Here is a 17293-nt window from a genome sequence, read left to right as displayed (position 1 = left end):
CTTTACCTTATTGACGGGACCTTATCCCCGTAAAACTCGGCTCTCCTGATTTATCGGCACTATGCGCCTCTAATTGTTCCCATATAACCTGCTCTCCTGATTTATCGGCACTATAAAACACTTATAGTTCCCTTAAACCCAGATCTCTTAATTTATCGGCACTATAAAACACTTATAGTTCCCTTAAACCCAGATCTCTTAATTTATCGGCACTATGCACTTTGTAGAGCTGAATTTCAAGACAAATAAAAAAGACAGCGAAGGCTGTCTCTTTTATTTGTGAGTTATTATTAGTTCTAAGACTCCATTTGTCTTGCTAAGAATCCAGCAGCAGTTTCTACAGCCTTTTTCTCTACTTCACCGAGAGTTCCTTCTTTTGAGTAGATGATAACGGCTCCAATTGGATCACCATTTGCAATGATAGGTCCAATTGTATAAGATGAAATGGTTTCATCGTTGCCATCAGCTAACGCAATATCGCCTTGCTGCGTTACAAGAACCGAATTACGGTCTTCCATTGTTTTCTCAACTAAATCGCTTATATTTTTATTTAGATAATCTTTTTTAGAACTTCCTGCTATTGCAATATAACTATCCCTATCACAAATTAATACCGGGTTCCCGAGGCTGTCAAAAAGGGCTTCCGCATACTCTTTGGCAAAATCGCTTAACTCGCTGATTGGTGAATACTTCTTTAAAATAACTTCTCCATCCCGATCCACAAAGATCTCTAACGGATCCCCCTCACGGATACGCAGTGTTCTGCGTATTTCTTTGGGAATGACAACACGACCCAAATCATCGATTCGACGAACTATTCCAGTTGCTTTCATCCAATGTTGCCTCACTTTCATCTGATGATTTTACTAACTTGGTTTTGATAATCCTTCCTGTAGATGGAATCATCACCAACTTTGAACTTAGTATCTTTCATCTGGAAAGTTATATACACATTCGCAATATTTTTTCACAAACAGTAAATTTATCCTATTAAAGGAGAAAATTAACCCCTGCCAATTTACATAGTTATCCTAACTATACAGGGTTTTCCTGGCCTCTTTTTGCAGCTTGGAGTCCCTTTATCATCTCAAACGCTATATTTAACCAATGTGCAGTGTCGGCCCCTTTAGTCTGAAGGGTCATTTTAAGTTTCTGGCCCTCCATTCCAAGTCCAATCATTCTTGGATATTTACTGCTCATCGCAAAGACCTTTTGTCCATCAATCGTGGCGCTGACTGGTTCATTGACTAAAATAGTTACTTCCTGTTTGGCCTGCTTAATACTTTCAACCCCCGCTAGAAGCGCATACACCTTCATTTCTGCCACCTGGAACAGATAGTCGACTTCTTCAGGATATTCTCCGAAACGATCGAGCATTTCTGCTTGTAGTTCTTCAATGTCTTCTAGTGTTTGTAAGCCTCTAAACCGCTTATACATTTCAATCTTTTGATGACCATCTTTAATGTAGGTATCAGGGATATAGGCATCGATTTCCAAATCAATTTCAACAGTTGCTTTTTGCTCTGCTTTTAAATCGCCTTTTCTTTCCTCAATCGCTTCTTTAAGCATCTGAGAATACAGATCAAATCCGACTGAATCGATGAATCCATGCTGTTGTGCACCTAGTAAATTACCTGCACCCCGAATTGATAAGTCACGCATAGCAATTTTAAATCCGGAACCAAGCTCAGTAAATTCCTTTATAGCTTGTAAACGTTTTTCTGCTACTTCTGTCAACACCTTATCCTTCCGGTGCGTGAAATAAGCGTATGCCACACGATTTGACCTTCCGACTCGCCCCCGTAGCTGATAAAGCTGTGAAAGTCCCATACGATCGGCATCATAGACAATCAACGTGTTGACATTAGGAATATCTACCCCGGTCTCGATGATAGTTGTGCTAACCAGTACATCAAACTCACCGGACAAAAAGCTAAGCATAACAGATTCCAATTCATTTTCTGACATTTGTCCATGTGCAAAGGTTACCCGTGCATCAGGAACCAGCATTGAGATTTCTTCGGCTTTCCGTTCAATATCGTCTACTCTGTTATATAGAAAATACACTTGTCCATCACGTGCCAGTTCTCTCTCGATTGCCTCTCTGACAAGTGCTCCATTGTATTCCATTACGTAAGTTTGAACTGGAAAACGGTTCTCCGGCGGCGTTTCAATTACAGATAAATCGCGCACACCAAGCATAGACATATGCAGCGTTCTTGGTATCGGTGTTGCCGTTAATGTCAAAACGTCAATATTTGTTTTTAACTTTTTTATCTTTTCTTTGTGGGTTACCCCAAATCTCTGCTCTTCATCAATGATTAATAAACCTAAATCACGATAAACGATATCTTTCGAAAGGATTCGATGTGTTCCAATTACCACATCAACTGTACCTGCCTTTAATCCTTTTATCGTTTCTGTTTGCTGCTTTTTAGAACGGAAGCGACTTAATAAACCGATATTAATCGGGTAATCTTGGAATCTTTCCCGCATGGTTTCAAAGTGCTGTTGCGCTAAAATGGTTGTTGGCACCAGCAGTGCCACTTGTTTACCATCAGCTATAGCTTTGAAGGCAGCTCGAATTGCAACCTCTGTTTTTCCATAGCCTACATCACCACAAAGCAAACGATCCATTGGTCTAGATCTTTCCATATCCTTTTTAATCTCGTGAATGGATCGGAGCTGGTCCTCTGTTTCCTGGTATGGAAAAGCTGTTTCAAACTCCCTTTGCATGTCCCCATCCGGAGAAAAGGCGTAACCTACTGCTGCTTCCCGTTCTGCATAGAGTTTAATTAAATCATCTGCAATGTCTTGAACGGAGGATTGAACTTTCTTTTTAACTTTTTTCCAATCACTGCCCCCAAGTTTATATATCTTTGGCTCTTTGCCTTCTGAAGCTACATATTTCTGAACAAGATCAATTTGTTCCACTGGAACATAAAGTTTATCAGATCCATGATAACGGATATGAAGATAATCCTTATGAACACCGTTTATGATTAAGGTTTCAATACCTAGGTATTTTCCGATTCCATGGTTGACATGGACAACATAATCTCCGACCTTAAGTTCTGAATAACTCTTTATCCTTTCGGCATTTGAAAGCTTTTGTCTGTTGGCAGATTTTTTGACTCGTTTAGTGAAAAGCTCTTCCTCTGTAATGACAGCCAATTTCTGAATCGAAAGCTCGAATCCAGTTTGCAGATTCCCTTTCATAATCTGCACTTTCCCCGGTATGAGCTGTTGACCGCTGCGTGCGATGGAGGCATCTATTTCATAATCCTCTAAAACTCGTTCTAACTTTTTAACTCTTTCATCATCTGGTCCTAAAAAGAGAATCGTATAATTTCCTTTTTTCCATCTGTCTACTTCTGCCTTCAGCAAGTGCATTTGTCCATGGAAATTCTGCATTTGTTTACAGGAAACATTGATAATATTTTGCGGACTCGTATTCGCAACATGGCGAAGAAATAAACTCATATAAAGAATTGGAAACCCATTTTTATGAAGCAGTCCGTGTAAATCATGGGAAATAGCCAAATCATGTATAATTTGACCTTCACCAAGCAGGGCTGTATACCATTCTGCTTCTTCCTTTATTAATGAGTCATTCATTTCTTGTACTCGGCTTATTTCATCAATAAACACCATTCCATTAGGAGGCAGATAGTCTAGTAAACTAGTACCGCCTTCGTAGGCCAGTGAAAGATATTTAAATACATGATCTGGTTTAAGGCCATTTTTTAATTGCTCAAGCTCGTAACTTATATTTTGTGAGAGCTGAATTTTAGCTTTATCGTCCTTTAATTTTCGCAGGCTTTTAGCTAATCCATCCTCCAGGTTACCGATTAACCTACTATAATTCTCTGCCTCAAAGAGAACCTCCGTAGCAGGTCCAATTAAAACTTCACCTATTTTCTCAATGGAACGCTGGTCCTCTAAGGAAAAATAACGGATTGAATCAATCTCGGTATCAAATAATTCAATTCTTATCGGATTACTCACAGTCAGCGGATAAATATCAATAATACCGCCCCTAATACTAAACTCCCCTGGGGTCGATACCATATCTACTCGGACATATCCCATCTTGACAAAGGTTGTCAGTACATCCGTTACCTCAAGGTCATCACCAATTTTATAAGTCAACTGGTGTTTCTTCCAAAGGTTTTTTGGAGGAATGACTTTTCTTAGCCCAGCAACAGGAACGATAATAATCCCTTTGTTTTTCTTACTAAAATGGTTTAAAGCGTCGATCCTTTGTGCTTTTAACTCTGGACTCGCAATACTCATCTCAGCGGCTATTAATTCATTTGCTGGAAAAAGAAAAACTTCATCCTCACTTAATAGATTTACAATATCATCATAGAGTTTTTGTGCTTGCAAGAGATTATGAGTAATAAATAGAATAGGTCTGTTCATCTGCTCATAAATGGCAGCAGTTAGCACTGTCCTTGATGAACCGGATAAACCAGCAATAAGCTGCTCCTTCAAGCCTTCCTGAACTCCAGAGATTATAGAGTGAATATCTTCTTGATCTAAAAATAATGATTTTAAACCTTTCAAAAGTCCGTTCCTCCTCTCTTTGAAACTTTTATTCGTATGATAATTTTAGAGTTGGTATTTTAAAAAATAGAAAAATGCTTTGGAGAGCTTCCAAAGCTGTTTAATGAATAAGGAAATCATATTGGTGATATTCTGGATTTCTTTCTAATGCCTCCTGACAATCCTCACATATCGCTGTGATGTTTATATTACCAGCTAAATCGTATGCGACCATCTCTTGTCTTTCTTCATCTGTTAATTTATGAAGCCCAAGTGCTTCGCTGTGTATGGATGACTGTTCAATGGAGCCTAGGTTTGTGCCACAATGACGGCAATGGTAATGAATGGCCACTTTAGGTACCCTCCCTATTCTACTACTATTAATAATAGTATTTACGTTGAAAAGGGAAGTTATTCATCTGATACCTTCACAGAAGAGAATTGTTTTATTTTATGATAGTAAAGGTTGTCTCATGAACAATTACTGATTAAATTCATTCATTACCTGTAAGAATGGCTTTTCTATCCAAGTCTTACAAGCTTCCGCACTTTTTTTTACAGCATCTTTTGTTAATGGAAGATCGTCTTCATTGAAACGTCCTAACACATAATCAGGAACTTTCATACCATTTCTAGGACGGTCAATTCCTATCCGTATTCGGTTAAACTCTTGGGTTCCAAGGTGTGCTACTGTAGATTTTATTCCATTATGCCCGCCAGCACTTCCTTTTTGGCGGAGCCTGATTTTTCCGACTGGTAAGTCAAGATCATCGTAAATCACTACAAATTCTTCTAACTCAATCTGATAATAGTCCATGATTGCTCTAATTGATTCTCCAGAGAGATTCATATATGTCAGCGGTTTTAGTAAGATCACTTTTTCACCTTTATAAAAACCAATTCCATATTGCCCTTTGAATTTTGATTGATTTAAAGGGATATCTAACTGATCCGCAAGTTCATCAATGACCTCAAATCCAATATTATGCCTCGTATTTTCATACTGCTTCCCAGGGTTTCCTAAACCAACAATTAATTTCATTCTTACCCTCTCTTTCGGCCCAGTCCACCTGTTTAGTAATTTTCGGAGCACCATCATCTCTCCCATTTAATAATACGTCTTTTTAATGATAAATGCGACAAAAGACGTAACCCTTATGAGGATTACGTCCGAATACTTATTGTCCGGCTGGCGCTGCCCGTTTCTATTCGCCTGTTGGATTTGTTTCTCTGCCTTCTTCGTTATCAGGGTGACCGCCTTCTTGCTGCTCACCTGCATCGATTTCCTCTTCTTGACGAGGAGGGAGAATGCTTGCGATTACTTCATCTTCTTCATGATTAATCGTAAAAGACCCTTGATAGAGGATATCGGAAACCTTTACCGTTTCACCCACCTGAAGATTACTTACATCTACTTCAATTTGCTGTGGAATTTCTGTTGGAGTAGCGGTAATCGATAATTCATGAACAGACTGCTGCAGAACTCCTCCATCCTTTACCCCAGCGGCATCGCCAGTTAGGACGAGTCTTACCGTTACGTTAATCTTCGATGATTTATCAACGGCTAGAAAATCGACATGAATGATTTCCTTTTTAATAAAATCCTCTTGATAATCCGTTAATACGACATTATGCGTACTGCCGTTTATATCAAGAGAAATTACTCCATTCCTGCCAACATCTCGAATTGTTTTAGTTAAGTCAGCCGAACTGACGAAAACAGGTTTGCTTTCAACCTTCCGACCATATATTACAGCAGGAATATTCCCTGTTTCTCTAATCCTTCTTAACTCCGAACTGCGCAGTTCCTTACGTTCCTTGGCTTGTAAAACGGTACTCATGCGTTTAGTCACCTTCCTAGTTTTGTTCTTCTTGTCTCTATAAAAATTCCCCAAAACAGGAAGGTCTAAACAATTTTTTTACAAAAGAACGGGATTAATCAAATAATGTACTTACAGATTGTTCTTCATGGACGCGGATAATCGCTTCGCCCATTAGAGGTGCCACAGAAAGTTGAATAATTTTATCTGTCTTTTTCTCTTCTGGCATAGCGATAGAATTGGTAATAACTAATTCTTTAATTTTTGAATTTTGAATTCTATCCATCGCCGGACCTGATAAAACAGGGTGTGTACAGCAAGCATATACCTCTTTTGCCCCGTTCTCTACCAATGCATTTGCTGCAAGTGTGATGGTCCCTGCTGTGTCAATGATGTCATCAATTAAGATAGCAATTTTACCTTCGATATTACCGACAATATTCATTACTTCTGCAACATTTGGGCGTGGACGACGTTTGTCAATAATCGCAATCGGTGCCTTTAATCGTTCAGCTAATTTCCGAGCTCTCGTTACACCGCCATGGTCAGGAGAGACGATAACAATGTCACCATTAAATTCTCTCTTCTTAAAATAATCCGCTAGAATTGGTACACCCATTAAATGATCTGTTGGAATTTCAAAGAAGCCTTGAATCTGTGGAGCATGTAAGTCTAAGCAAATGACGCGAGTTGCCCCTGCAGTTTCAAGAAGGTTTGCCACTAGTTTAGCAGTAATCGGCTCACGAGCACGTGCTTTACGGTCCTGACGGGCATAACCATAATACGGCATAACAATATTAATTGTCTTAGCAGATGCTCTTTTTAAAGCGTCAATCATAATTAACAATTCCATGATGTTTTCATTAACAGGTGAGCTAGTCGATTGAATGACATATACATCACAGCCGCGGATACTTTCTTCAATATTGATTTGAATTTCTCCGTCACTAAATCTTGTTACAGAGCTTTTTCCTAATTCCACACCAATAACCTTGGCAATCTCTCTCGCTAAAGGTAGATTTGAATTTAGACTGAAAACCTTTAAGTTTGGATCTAAGTATTGATTCGACATAATGCCCTCCAATATTAATGCTTATTTTTTCTTATTAAGCTTATCGACGTAGTTTTCCTTATTTACCTGTTGTGCACGTGCAATGGATAATGCGTTACCAGGAACATCCTTCGTAATGGTTGAACCAGCAGCCACATACGCTCCTATTCCAACGGTAACCGGTGCAACTAGATTGGAGTTACAACCTATAAAGACTCCATCCTCAATCCTTGTTAAAAATTTATTTTTTCCATCATAATTAACAGTTATCGATCCACAGCCGATATTCACGTCACTGCCAACCTCAGCGTCACCAATATAGCTAAGATGAGAAGCTTTACTTCCCTTGCCGAAAACCGCCTTTTTAATCTCAACAAAGTTCCCAATTTTAACTTCATCGTGTATATCGGAATCAGGTCTAATATGTGCAAACGGACCAATAGTTACAAGGGACCCAATCGAGCTACTATAAGCGGCAGATTGGCGGATTACCGTTTCATCTCCAACCTCACATGTATCAATTTCTGTGTTTGGTCCAATTTGGCAATCTGCACCAATTACGGTTCTGCCTTTTAAGATTGTACCCGGAAGAACAATTGTATCCTGACCAATTACAACATCGGATTCAATGTAGGTATTTGCAGGATCAATAATGGTAACTCCATTTCGCATATGACTTTCATTTATACGGCTGCGCATAATCCTTTCTGCTTCAGCCAAAGCAACTCTATCATTAACACCTAACGTTTCCTCAAGATCGGTCGTTTGAAAAGCAGTAACAACTTCTCCCTGATTTTTTAAGATTTCGACAACATCTGGCAAATAAAATTCGCCCTGTACATTATCATTTGAAACCTTCTTCAACGCTTCAAACAAAGCAGCATTATCAAAACAATAGGTGCCTGTATTAATTTCATTTATTTCCCGTTCTGTATCTGTTGCATCTTTATGCTCAACAATTTTTTCTACAAAACCATTTTCATTTCGAATAATCCGACCGTATCCAGTTGGGTCATCAATTCTTGCTGTAAGGATAGTTGCCTTTGCAGATAATTCCTCATGGTGTTTAAATAAAGACTCCATCGTTTCTGCTTTAATTAGAGGAGTATCACCGCAAACTACAATGGTAACCCCTTCTTTCCCTTCCAGGGCGTTCTGTGCCTGCATAACAGCATGTGCAGTTCCAAGCTGTTCTTCTTGAAGGGCGTAATGACTTTCTTCGCCTAATTGAGCTTTTACCATTTCAGCCCCATGACCGATTACGGTAACCAATTCTTGAATATTTAACTTCTTCACTTGATCCACAACATGTTGAACCATTGGCTTACCACATACAGGATGTAATACTTTATATAGCTTTGACTTCATCCGAGTTCCTTGTCCTGCGGCCAAAATCACAGCATAACGATTAGACATGAACAGTCCTCCAATTTACCTTTTTATCCATTAAAAATATTAACGTAATTAGTCAGTCATTTCAAGGAATGTAAGAAAAGTGTCCGAATTTGTTATTTTGAAAAAATTAGAGAAAGGAATATAGAGGATGCAGGGGGATAAATAAAAAAAGAGCGCTACTTGTGTAGTAGGCTCTAGTTGAATACTACTTTCTAGGAAGCTCCGGCTTCTTCAAATTCTACTTCTAATTCACCTAAGCGGTGGTACTCAGCAAGGACAGCTTCTTGTATTTTTCCGCGCGTCCCAGAGTTGATTGGATGCGCAATATCACGAAATTCTCCATCTGGAGTACGTTTACTTGGCATAGCCACAAATAAACCATTGTTGCCGTCAATAACGCGGATGTCATGAACAACGAATTCATTGTCTAGTGTAATTGATGCAATCGCTCTCATACGGCCATCAGTGTTAACGCGGCGTAATCTTACGTCTGTTACTTCCATGTGCTCACACCCTTTTCTTATGTTAAAAAGCTAGTTTTATAAATTCAACAAGGCTTCTAGTAAATCCTTCTTAATCTATTAAATATTTTAAAAATATTTTAGACAAAATGGTGAACATTGCAAAAAGTCTGATATTTTACGTTACTATAGTGGCTATAGAATAAAATAAAAAAAACGCTCGATTATTTCACGAGCGCAATGACTTCGATCTCAACCAAAGCATCTTTCGGTAATCTTGCTACTTCTACACAAGAACGTGCCGGTTTATTCTTTGAAAAATATTCACCATATACTTCATTAATCGCAGCAAAGTCATCCATACTTTTAATGAAAACAGTTGCCTTTACGACTGTTTCAAAAGAAGCCCCTGCGGCTGTAAGCACGGCAGCCAAATTTTTAAAGACTTGATGGGTTTGTTCTTTTACACCGCCCTCGATCATGACTCCCTCTGCTGTCAAAGGAATTTGACCGGAGCTATAAAATAAATTATTTACGATGATTCCTTGTGAATATGGGCCAATCGCAGCCGGCGCTTGGTTAGTTTGAACAACTTTCATTGCTTATTCCTCCGTTCTTCGTTTAAAGTAATTTCCTTCTGTAACCTGTATTCTCTTTTCTTTTACATCAACATCTGTCAGTTTAACAAGTGATTTGTATTCATCTACAAGTCGTTCTTCAATTTTTTCAGCTTCTACCAAAACGGCAATCCCAGCGACGGAGGCATTAAATTCTTCCAGTAAGCTGATCATTCCCATTACCGTACCGCCTGCTTTCATAAAGTCGTCGACAATCAAGACCCGCGAGCCCTGAGCCAAACTTCTTTTTGAAAGAACCATAGTTTGAATTCTTTTTGCTGACCCAGAAACATAGTTAATGCTGACAGTTGGGCCTTCCGTTACTTTACTATCTCGTCTAACAATTACAACCGGTGTATTCAACTGACTCGCTACTGCATATGCAAGGGGAATCCCTTTTGTAGCTACAGTCATGACCACATCGATTTTCGTATCTAAATAAGCGGATGCGATTATCCTGCCCGCTTTTTGTACAACAGATGGGTCACCTAAAATGTCAGTTAAATACAAGTACCCCCCAGGTAACAGCCGGTCAGGGTGGGCAATTAACGAACATAACTTATTTACAAATGGTCTTGCCTCTTCGTCACTTACACTTACAAAAAATTTAACTCCACCCGCTGCACCAGGGACAGTTTGCAGCGTTCCGATTCCTCTTTGTTCGAAGGTTTCTTTAACTATTGCTAAGTCTTCACTGATAGAAGATTTTGCAGAAGAATAACGTTCAGCAAAGAAGGTAAGCGGTACCAGCTGGCGCGGATGGTCAAGTAAATAGCTTGTCATATCTATCAATCGTTCACTGCGGCGAAACTTCATAGCAATCCTCCAAGAAGACGAATATTCTACTTATAGGATATCATTAACGTACGTTTTTAATCAAGGGTATGTCGTTCACCAAGCATTCTTACAGCAAATACTTGATCACAAAATCCTCTAAGTCCATTATAAATCCGGTGCATTCTCGAATCGTGCTGGACAATCCCAAAGACTGTGGGCCCGCTTCCGCTCATCAGCACGGCGTCAGCACCAAAACGCTTCATTTGCTCCTTGATTTGCGCTACCTCTGGATGAAGTTTTAGTGTAACATCCTCTAGGACATTTCCAACATTTTCACATACATTTTGATAGTCATTATTCTGAATCGCTTTGACCATCTCGCCAATATTAGGGTGCTTCATTCCATTTAAATCTAAACGGCGATAAACCTCTGCTGTCGAGACACCAATAAATGGTTTTGCTAAGATCACCCAACATGTTGGCGGAGCTGGCAGGTTAGTAATCATCTCTCCTCTGCCTCTCGCCAAAGCTGTGCCGCCATACACACAAAATGATACATCCGATCCTATTTCCGAACCAAGACTAGCTAACTCGTCCAACGTTAAACCAAGGTTCCATAGTTTATTAAGGCCTCGAAGAGTTGCAGCTGCGTCACTGCTGCCGCCGGCCAGGCCGGCCGCAACCGGAATTGTTTTTTCAATTGTTATTTGGACCCCTTTTTTAACTTGATATCGGTCTTTTAACAATTGTGCTGCTTGAAAGGCTAAGTTCCTTTGATCATCAGGAACATAGCGGTTATGGGAGAGAATATGTATTTTATCCTGTTCCAATAATGTTAGTTCAACACGGTCCGCCAAATCAATCGTTGTCATGATCATCTCAACTTCATGAAAACCATCAGGGCGCTTATATAAAACATCCAAAGAAAGATTAATTTTGGCTGGTGCTTTTACTAAAAGCTTCACTACTCACACCTACACTTCTATCGTTCATATTTTTTCCTATTTTACCACAAAACTTCTGATAGGAAAAAAAGTCTATGAATAATATTTAAAGACCAGGGTTTTTATCTCCCTGGTCTTACCGTGGTGCCTGTTTTGTTTAAATATTGAGAAGCAAATGCCTGACTAATAATTGTGGCAACAGCCGCCTTGATTTTTAAGAATTCCTGTTGTTTTTCATCAACTGTTCGGAAGCTAATTCAACGGCTCGTTTTACCATGTTCCCTGCGTCCTTAGCCCTGATGCCGCCCCAACCTTCTTTTTGAACGACATCGTAAAAGCCCAGTTCTTTTGCTAGTTCTTCTTTAAATTGGCTGGACATAATTCCTCTTCTTCTTGCCATCTAAACAACCCCTTTTATATCACTCACGGCACTATTAGTATGTTATTTAGAATTCGTTTTTATTTTATGCAAAGCAAAAGGCAGAAAATCGAATGATTTTCTGCCCTGAAGAATTGCCCTATATTCTAACTTAAAGCTATGTTTCCTGCTGCATCTTCATAGAAGGTTATTTGAACCGTTTCAGTAAGTACATCTGCATAGCTGTATGAAACTCGTTCAAATGAATTCTCTTCTTGATCTAACTCGATTACAAAAACCGAAGGGTACGTTTCAGCTAATACGCCTGATCGTTCGATTGTCTTTCTACGTCCTCCGTTTGCCTTGAGCAACAATCTTTTCCCTAAATTTGAATCAAGAGCCTTTTTAATATCGGCTAAGGTTTTTGGCATTCGGTCCACCTCACTGTGTAAAGTATATCACACTGACATAGTCCTGTCAAATAAAAACATAAAATTATATCAGTCCGACAAAAAGATTGTCAATATCTTTTCTTCTACTTTTTCTCCCAATTTTCAACAATCATTATAGTTTCCCTAACAAAGGCGGATTATGTGTATATAAAAAAAATAAACCTTTAATTTTTTTAAAGGCTTATAACTCTTCTTCCTGGACAGGATTATACGGCATTCCTGTACGTAAGACTCCTTTGGTTTCAATGCCTCCTAGTCCCTTTTCTCCTGTAAGTGTGTTTCTCAGTACATCCCAAACATTGATACTTTCCATAAACGGCGTGAAGCTGATTTTTGCTACGATATAAACGGGGTCTAGAGCGTGTATATTGATTCGAGAAGGGGAACTAGCAAAATTTGCTCCTGCATGTATCAAGGATTCAAAGTGTGATTGGCAAGCACCTGCGAAAATGACGAGTTGGTCTAAATGTGGTATTTTCCTTCTTGCCTCCTTGACAGTTTGGACGAAGTGCTTAGAGTGGCGGTATGCATTAATATCTGTTATTTTCCCCTTAGACTTTGAGTAAGCATCATGACCAGTAATGACTAAAATATCAGGTCGATATTGATCAATTAAACCGCCTATTTTATTTGGCATTTCTTTTTCGTTACAATGAATGCCATAGACAGGAATACCAATTTTCTCGTATAGAGTCATGCACTTTTGTAAGTAATCGTTATCTCCATCCAAGTGCAGAACCTTTCCCGGCATCTGAAAATAATTGGCCGGCTTAACATAGCCGCCTGTCGCTTCGTAATCCTGCCTTTGCTTCAGTAAATCAATGTCCTGTGCAAATAAACGGAAGGATTGCTCTTCAAGGTTTTTGTATTCCTGTACTATTTTTGATCTTACATTTGAGTTAATGACTACTAAATCATCATAAGGTGCATCTGCCATCAAGCGTATATCCTCACCATATAGGATTGCAAATTTCTGGCCATTTAGTGTTTGAATATCAATAACTCGGAATAGAATATCACAGTTATAGGACCGTCTGCCGACAATATCCATCATCTTTATATTCACTGCTGTCACTCCAATTAGACCAGCTTATAGGCCTTCCAAATAAAGTTTCTCTTTGATAGGCTATGCAACTACACAGCGTTTTGTGAATGGACTGCCTTTAGTTAAAGAAAAATGCTCTACTTATTTTCGGCTCTCAAGGCCCTCTATTGAGGTCTAATCCTCCTGGCAGCTCGTACGAATTTGTCCTCAAGACCCTCTATTGAAGACTAATCCTCCTGGCGCTTCGTACGGATTTGTCCTCAAGAACCTCTATTGAGGTCTAATCCTCCTTGTGGCTCTACGGATTTGTCCTCAAGACCCTCCATTGAGGTCTAATCCTCCTGGCAGCTCGTACGTTTTGTCCTCAAGACCCTTCATTGGGGACTACTCCTCCTCTCCGCTCGTGCGATTTGTCCTCAAGACCCTCCATTGAGGTCTAATCCTCCTGGTAGCTCGTACGTTTTGTCCTCAAGACCCTCCATTGAAGACTAATCCTCCTGGCGGCTCGTACGTTTTGTCCTCAAGACCCTCCATTGAAGACTAATCCTCCTAGCGGCTCGTACGTTTTGTCCTCAAGACCCTCCATTGGGGACTACTCCTCCTGGCGGCTCGTACGGATTTGTCCCCAAGACCCTCCATTGGGGACTACTCCTCCTCTCCGCTCGTGCGATTTGTCCTCAAGACCCTCCATTGAAGATAATCCTCCTCTCCGCTCGTGCGATTTGTCCTCAAGAACCTCCATTGGGGACTAATCCTCCTCTCCGCTCGTGCGATTTGTCCTCAAGACCCTCCATTGAAGATAATCCTCCTCTCCGCTCGTGCGATTTGTCCTCAAGAACCTCCATTGGGGACTAATCCTCCTCTCGGCTCGTACGCCCTCAAGATCCTCGATTAAAAACTAATCTACAATCTGCAAAAAACGAAAAAAAAATAGACCTAAAAAGGTCTACTGAAAATAGTGAAGCAATTCGTCACTTAACCGGCCAAATTCCTCAACAGACAAGGTCTCCCCTCTCCTTGTCGGCTCAATATCAGCTGCATTTAATGCACTTATGATTTCTTCTTTCTTTTGTTTTCCATCCGGCAGCTGACTCGTTAAGTTATTTAAAAGAGTTTTTCTCCTTTGAGCAAAGCTTGCTCGTGTTACTTGAAAAAAGAACTTTTCGTCTTTTACTTTTACTGCTGGTTCTTCCCTTCTCGTTAAGCGAATAACTGCAGAGTCAACATTCGGCTGTGGAACGAAAACTGTCTTAGGGACAATCATAACTGTCTCTGCCCTTGTATAGTACTGTACAGCGATGGAAAGCGATCCGTATTCTTTTGTCCCTGGCTTGGCTGAAATGCGATCTGCGACCTCTTTTTGAAGCATACACACGATGCCTCGAATTGGGATTTGTTCTTCTAACAGTTTCATAATTATTGGGGTTGTCACGTAATAAGGAAGATTCGCCACTACCATTAGGTCATTGATATTGGTAAGCTCTGTTTCTATGACCTCTTTAACGTCCGCCTCCAGGATATCTTTATGAATTACTTTTACATTTTCATAAGGTGAAAGAGTGTCTGCTAAAATTGGTAAAAGTCTCTGATCAATTTCAAATGCAACTACTTTTTTACTCCTGCGTGCAAGCTGTTCTGTCAGAGCTCCAATTCCAGGGCCAATTTCAATCGCCCCTGAATCGTCTCCTAATTCAGCAAAATCAACAATTCTATGTAAGATATTTGTATCTATTAAAAAATTTTGACCCAGACTTTTCTTAAAAGAAAATCCGTATTTTTCAAGTATTGCACGTGTACGAATCGGGGTAGCAATGTCTTTATTCATTTTTTTCCTCCTGTATCACAACTGCAAGAGCTTCTGCAAATTCCTGCTTGCTGATTTGGAACATCATTAACCTTTTATATAATTGTTTTCCATTGGTATAACCAATTTTCAAAAGTTTTCCCAACAAAATTCTACGGTCTTTTGAACCTGGCCCTCCAACAAGTCCCGCCATGATTAAATCTTCTTGTGTGATTTCCTCATGGATAGTTTCTGACATCGTTTGTGCGTCTCTTAACGCATTCCTTATTTCCTCCAGAGATGCATGTTCCACGCCAAGACCTTTTCCATTTTTCGCAATAGCGACTTCTTTCGGTAAGAAAGCATGTTTTGCACCCGGTACTTTTTCGGCAATCGTTTTTCTAATTTTTTCTCCTGGAAAATCGGGATCTGTAAAAATGATTACTCCTCTAGTTTCTTGTGCTCTTTTTATTTTTTCAATTGTTTCTTCATTAATTGCAGATCCATTGGTTTCAATTGTATCTGCGTCAACTGCTCGTTTAATTGTGGTAGTATCATCTTTTCCTTCTACCACAATGATTTCCTTAATCTTCATTAGTTCCTCCGATATGAATGATAAAAAACTAAAATAAATGAAACATTTTTGTAATGTCCATCGTCTATATTAACAAATGCATTCATATTATTTAGTAAAGAGTTTAATGTATTCGTTGTAAGTATAAAGAATATTGGAGAAAAAGCAAAATGCAGAGGCTAATTAAACCTCTGCAGCGTTAAGCTTATTGTAATATCTTAATTTTTACCTTCCTGACTCCCCAGCGGAAAGCCTCGGCCTTTGTTGGGAAAAAAACATCAATCTTGTGGCCCTTTATGGCGCCGCCGGTATCAGCTGCTACAGCATAGCCGTAGCCTTCCACGTAAACCTTTGTTCCTAAGGGAATAACTCGCGGGTCAACGGCAATCACCTTTGCACCTGGGTTTGCACGCAGATCAAATCCCGTAGCTGTTCTTCCTGAACAGCCGTTACAATAGGCAGTATAGGCAGTAGTATTAACATAAAACTCAGTTCCTGTTTCTGCTCCACGGGAAACTTGAATAGCTAATTCCTTCGATCCGACAGCCACAACTTTATCAAGTTTCTCTCTAAGCTTCCGCTCACCAATTAATTTTCTTGAAACTTCTTTACCATTTTCCAAGATGACCTCATATTCTTTGGATACAATGCCCTGTTTACCTTCTGTAACAGTTACTTGTTTTCCTTTTTCTAAGCCCTCATCCTTCTTGGTGATAACGGCAAATTGAATTGGTTCTTCCACTACATCGGTGACTTTTTCTACGCGAATGACGTTAATAACGCCATCCTTTTGCAATGTCTCTGATAATGACGGTTCAACTCGGTCATATTCATTAAGTTTAATCCCCTGTTGTGTTAAAAAGTCAGCGACCGTAGCCGAAGTGGACCATACCTGTTGCTCTTTCCCGCCGTCAACTAGTGTAAGATGAAGAGCTAGTTTGATGCGAATATCCATCTTGCTTTTAATCGTGTCCTGCGGTTTTGGTGATAATTCATCCTGTTCGTTCAATACAATTTGTTGCTCTTTTAGCAGCTCAGCGACTGTACCTGCTGTTGTCCATATCGTTTTTTTCTCGTTGTCTAGGACAATTTGAACCTGCTTTGCTTGCTTCCAGACAATGTTTTGATTGTCCTTCACCTTAGCATCAGCTGAAGGTGACAAGTAGTCTTTTGAGTTGAGAGGTATCCCCAGTTGAGCAAATACATCCTTAACTGTATTGGCATGCGTTTTTATTACTTTTTGCTGTCCGTTAAGAGTCAAGGCAACGGTATACTTAGATCCTTCATAGTATGAAAAACCAAGAAGTGCTGCTAAAACTACAAAACTAGCAAAAGTGATCGCCAACCTTTTCTTACTCAAAGACTTGGAAAACAGGTTTTTCATGTGTTTGAATACGATGAAAAACGCCTCCTTCTCTCGGAGAGATTATTGTAAAACATGCTGTCGGCTGTCAACCCTTGCATTTGT

At 39.6% G+C, this 17293-nt stretch carries 17 protein-coding genes; all 17 read right to left on the bottom strand.

Annotation, left to right across the window (positions count from 1 at the left end; genetic code table 11):
• Nucleotides 1-296: 296 nt before the first annotated feature.
• Nucleotides 297-833 (bottom strand): stage V sporulation protein T, encoded by a 537-nt coding sequence (gene spoVT, locus QNH29_RS00430; RefSeq protein WP_283865500.1) that lies wholly within the window; start codon nt 831-833, stop codon nt 297-299.
• Nucleotides 834-1035: 202 nt separating this feature from the next.
• Complete coding sequence (gene mfd, locus QNH29_RS00425) at nt 1036-4569, bottom strand: transcription-repair coupling factor (RefSeq protein WP_283862983.1); 3534 nt, start codon at nt 4567-4569, stop codon at nt 1036-1038.
• A 100-nt stretch (nt 4570-4669) separates the two neighbouring features.
• Nucleotides 4670-4900, bottom strand: coding sequence for an anti-sigma-F factor Fin (gene fin / locus QNH29_RS00420; RefSeq protein ID WP_283862982.1), 231 nt, complete (start codon nt 4898-4900; stop codon nt 4670-4672).
• Nucleotides 4901-5029: 129 nt separating this feature from the next.
• Nucleotides 5030-5590 (bottom strand): aminoacyl-tRNA hydrolase, encoded by a 561-nt coding sequence (pth, locus tag QNH29_RS00415; RefSeq protein WP_283862981.1) that lies wholly within the window; start codon nt 5588-5590, stop codon nt 5030-5032.
• Between the two features lie 163 nt (nt 5591-5753).
• Nucleotides 5754-6389 carry a 50S ribosomal protein L25/general stress protein Ctc gene (locus tag QNH29_RS00410; RefSeq protein WP_283862980.1) on the bottom strand — a complete coding sequence of 212 codons (636 nt, stop codon included), beginning with the start codon at nt 6387-6389 and terminating at the stop codon, nt 5754-5756.
• A 94-nt stretch (nt 6390-6483) separates the two neighbouring features.
• Complete coding sequence (locus QNH29_RS00405) at nt 6484-7440, bottom strand: ribose-phosphate diphosphokinase (RefSeq protein ID WP_283862979.1); 957 nt, start codon at nt 7438-7440, stop codon at nt 6484-6486.
• 21 nt (nt 7441-7461) lie between these two features.
• The gene (glmU, locus tag QNH29_RS00400) at nt 7462-8835 is read right to left on the bottom strand and encodes a bifunctional UDP-N-acetylglucosamine diphosphorylase/glucosamine-1-phosphate N-acetyltransferase GlmU (RefSeq protein WP_283862978.1); all 1374 of its coding nucleotides are present in this window, start codon (nt 8833-8835) and stop codon (nt 7462-7464) included.
• A gap of 191 nt (nt 8836-9026) precedes the next feature.
• Nucleotides 9027-9317: a septation regulator SpoVG gene (spoVG, locus tag QNH29_RS00395; RefSeq protein WP_003347151.1), complete on the bottom strand. Its 291-nt coding sequence runs from the start codon at nt 9315-9317 to the stop codon at nt 9027-9029.
• 182 nt (nt 9318-9499) lie between these two features.
• Nucleotides 9500-9874: a RidA family protein gene (locus tag QNH29_RS00390; RefSeq protein ID WP_283862977.1), complete on the bottom strand. Its 375-nt coding sequence runs from the start codon at nt 9872-9874 to the stop codon at nt 9500-9502.
• A 3-nt stretch (nt 9875-9877) separates the two neighbouring features.
• On the bottom strand, nt 9878-10708 hold the full coding sequence (purR, locus tag QNH29_RS00385; protein WP_283862976.1) for a pur operon repressor: 831 nt from the start codon (nt 10706-10708) through the stop codon (nt 9878-9880).
• A 56-nt stretch (nt 10709-10764) separates the two neighbouring features.
• On the bottom strand, nt 10765-11634 hold the full coding sequence (ispE, locus tag QNH29_RS00380) for a 4-(cytidine 5'-diphospho)-2-C-methyl-D-erythritol kinase (protein WP_283862975.1): 870 nt from the start codon (nt 11632-11634) through the stop codon (nt 10765-10767).
• Nucleotides 11635-11827: 193 nt separating this feature from the next.
• Complete coding sequence (locus tag QNH29_RS00375) at nt 11828-12013, bottom strand: small, acid-soluble spore protein, alpha/beta type (protein ID WP_283862974.1); 186 nt, start codon at nt 12011-12013, stop codon at nt 11828-11830.
• 125 nt (nt 12014-12138) lie between these two features.
• Nucleotides 12139-12402 (bottom strand): biofilm formation stimulator Veg, encoded by a 264-nt coding sequence (gene veg, locus QNH29_RS00370; RefSeq protein WP_132097037.1) that lies wholly within the window; start codon nt 12400-12402, stop codon nt 12139-12141.
• Between the two features lie 202 nt (nt 12403-12604).
• Nucleotides 12605-13489 (bottom strand): sporulation peptidase YabG, encoded by an 885-nt coding sequence (yabG, locus tag QNH29_RS00365; protein WP_283862973.1) that lies wholly within the window; start codon nt 13487-13489, stop codon nt 12605-12607.
• 925 nt (nt 13490-14414) lie between these two features.
• Nucleotides 14415-15293, bottom strand: coding sequence for a 16S rRNA (adenine(1518)-N(6)/adenine(1519)-N(6))-dimethyltransferase RsmA (gene rsmA / locus QNH29_RS00360; protein WP_283862972.1), 879 nt, complete (start codon nt 15291-15293; stop codon nt 14415-14417).
• The gene (rnmV, locus tag QNH29_RS00355; RefSeq protein ID WP_283862971.1) at nt 15286-15846 is read right to left on the bottom strand and encodes a ribonuclease M5; all 561 of its coding nucleotides are present in this window, start codon (nt 15844-15846) and stop codon (nt 15286-15288) included. Before rnmV ends, rsmA begins: the two co-directional genes overlap by 8 nt.
• Before the next feature lie 184 nt (nt 15847-16030).
• The gene (locus QNH29_RS00350; RefSeq protein ID WP_283862970.1) at nt 16031-17209 is read right to left on the bottom strand and encodes a resuscitation-promoting factor; all 1179 of its coding nucleotides are present in this window, start codon (nt 17207-17209) and stop codon (nt 16031-16033) included.
• Nucleotides 17210-17293: the final 84 nt, after the last annotated feature.

It is taken from the genome of Neobacillus sp. DY30 (assembly GCF_030123065.1).
Classification (GTDB): Bacteria; Bacillota; Bacilli; order Bacillales; family Cytobacillaceae; genus Neobacillus.
Note: the sequence above shows the minus strand (reverse complement) of the source record. Positions and strands in the feature narration are given on the sequence as shown.

Excerpts from the sequence above, each read along its gene's own strand:
- rsmA (WP_283862972.1), bottom strand. The coding sequence starts at position 15,293 with ATGAATAAAGACATTGCTACCCCGATTCGTACACGTGCAATACTTGAA.
- QNH29_RS00375 (WP_283862974.1), bottom strand. The coding sequence starts at position 12,013 with ATGGCAAGAAGAAGAGGAATTATGTCCAGCCAATTTAAAGAAGAACTA.
- QNH29_RS00390 (WP_283862977.1), bottom strand. The coding sequence starts at position 9,874 with ATGAAAGTTGTTCAAACTAACCAAGCGCCGGCTGCGATTGGCCCATAT.
- QNH29_RS00350 (WP_283862970.1), bottom strand. The coding sequence starts at position 17,209 with ATGAAAAACCTGTTTTCCAAGTCTTTGAGTAAGAAAAGGTTGGCGATC.
- glmU (WP_283862978.1), bottom strand. The coding sequence starts at position 8,835 with ATGTCTAATCGTTATGCTGTGATTTTGGCCGCAGGACAAGGAACTCGG.
- pth (WP_283862981.1), bottom strand. The coding sequence starts at position 5,590 with ATGAAATTAATTGTTGGTTTAGGAAACCCTGGGAAGCAGTATGAAAAT.
- spoVT (WP_283865500.1), bottom strand. The coding sequence starts at position 833 with ATGAAAGCAACTGGAATAGTTCGTCGAATCGATGATTTGGGTCGTGTT.
- QNH29_RS00405 (WP_283862979.1), bottom strand. The coding sequence starts at position 7,440 with ATGTCGAATCAATACTTAGATCCAAACTTAAAGGTTTTCAGTCTAAAT.
- purR (WP_283862976.1), bottom strand. The coding sequence starts at position 10,708 with ATGAAGTTTCGCCGCAGTGAACGATTGATAGATATGACAAGCTATTTA.
- QNH29_RS00410 (WP_283862980.1), bottom strand. The coding sequence starts at position 6,389 with ATGAGTACCGTTTTACAAGCCAAGGAACGTAAGGAACTGCGCAGTTCG.
- rnmV (WP_283862971.1), bottom strand. The coding sequence starts at position 15,846 with ATGAAGATTAAGGAAATCATTGTGGTAGAAGGAAAAGATGATACTACC.
- spoVG (WP_003347151.1), bottom strand. The coding sequence starts at position 9,317 with ATGGAAGTAACAGACGTAAGATTACGCCGCGTTAACACTGATGGCCGT.
- veg (WP_132097037.1), bottom strand. The coding sequence starts at position 12,402 with ATGCCAAAAACCTTAGCCGATATTAAAAAGGCTCTTGATTCAAATTTA.